Genomic DNA, 463 nt, shown 5'->3' with positions numbered 1-463 from the left:
CTCCTGCACTCCGCGACGGTCGCGGTGGCGGGGGAGGTGCCCATCGACCGGCTGTGGCACGCGGTTCCGGCGTACCCGACGATCAGCGAGGTGTGGCTGCGGCTGCTGGAGACGTACCGGGGGTGAGTACGGGCGGAGCCGGGGGCGGAGGCGGTGAGAGGCCGGACCGCCCCTACCCCGCGGCGCGCCGCCGCCGACGCGCGCGCTCGAAGTCGGCGGCATCCGGAATCCAGGAGCCGTACGGTCCGAGTGCGGCGCAGCCGCCGCTGACGAAGGCGCTCACCAGCTTCCGGTACCCGTCCATCCCGTCGACCAGGCTGTACTCGACCCGGTACTCCGGGTCCGACCCGGCCTCGCCCTTGCGTACCGTCGTGACCCGGGCGATGGAGTCCGCGTAGAAGTGGAGCTGGACGCCCTCGCCCATCTCCTCGTCCTCGATGGTGAACACCTCGTTGTCCCCGGC

1 protein-coding gene is annotated in these 463 nt (G+C 72.6%); it reads right to left on the bottom strand.

Features of this window, described 5'->3' with window-relative positions:
• Positions 1–172: 172 nt before the first annotated feature.
• A partial coding sequence (locus RNB18_RS51690; RefSeq protein WP_311721019.1) for a DUF6357 family protein occupies positions 173–463 on the bottom strand: 291 nt, incomplete at its 5' end.

Origin of the sequence: Streptomyces doebereineriae (assembly GCF_031845645.1) — a bacterium.
Taxonomy (GTDB): Bacteria; Actinomycetota; Actinomycetes; order Streptomycetales; family Streptomycetaceae; genus Streptomyces; species Streptomyces canus.
This window is presented reverse-complemented; position numbering and strand designations above follow the sequence as displayed.